This window comes from Streptomyces sparsus (assembly GCF_054776295.1).
The window spans coordinates 1-944 of sequence record NZ_BAAHCA010000996.1; the positions used below are offsets into that span (position 1 = coordinate 1).

Sequence of the window (944 nt, forward strand, 5' to 3'; positions counted from 1 at the left end):
CGACGTCCCGGACCGCCGCGGAACTCGCCACCCAACCCGACTGCTGGCTGCGCGCGGCCCGGCAGGCCGTCGCCTCCGCCCCGCTGCTGCCCCGCCCGGGCGAGCGGGTGGCCGTCGCGGGATGCGGCACCTCCTGGTTCATGGCGCAGTCATATGCCGCCCTGCGGGAGGCCTCCGGGCAGGGTGAGACGGACGCCTTCGCGGCGTCGGAGTTCCCCACCGGGCGGGCCTACGACCGGGTGGTGGTCATCACCCGGTCCGGAACGACCACCGAGGTGCTGGACCTGCTGGCGCGCCTGCGCGGCCGGACGCCGACGGTGGCGCTGACGGCCGATCCGGGATCGGCGGTGGTGACGGCCGCCGACGAGGTGGTCGCACTGGACTGGGCGGACGAGGAGTCGGTGGTGCAGACCCGGTTCGCCACCACCGCGCTGATGCTGCTGCGCGCCGCCCTCGCCGGCCACGGGCCGCTGCCGGAGGCCGTCGCCACGGTCGAGGAGGCTGCTGCCGACGGCCGTACCGCCCTGCGCGAGCCGCTGCCGGAGGAGGTGCTCGACGGTGAGCAGTGGACGTTCCTCGGCACGGGCTGGGCATACGGGCTGGCGCTGGAGGCGGGCCTGAAGATGCGTGAGGCGGCCGGGGCCTGGACCGAGGCGTACCCGGCGATGGAGTACCGGCACGGGCCGATCTCGGTGACCGGGCCCGGGCGGGTGGCCTGGGTGCTGGGCCCGGTGCCGGCCGGACTGGCGGCGGACGTGGAGCGGACCGGCGGCGCCCTGGTGGCGAGCGGGCTGGACCCGGTCGCGGAGTTGGTGCGGGCCCAGCGGCTCGCGGTGGCCGTCGCCGAGGCGCACGGACTGGACCCGGACCGGCCGCGCTGCCTCACCCGCAGCGTCGTACTGGACGACTGACGCCGCCCCGAGCGCGGCGCCACGGGGGGACCC

General features: G+C 77.1%; 1 protein-coding gene. It reads left to right on the forward strand.

Annotated features, from left to right (window positions below; genetic code table 11):
- Positions 1 to 911, forward strand: a 911-nt coding sequence (locus ACYVE9_RS25715) for an SIS domain-containing protein (RefSeq protein ID WP_461030292.1), incomplete at its 5' end; no start/stop codon positions are given.
- Positions 912 to 944 lie beyond the last annotated feature (33 nt).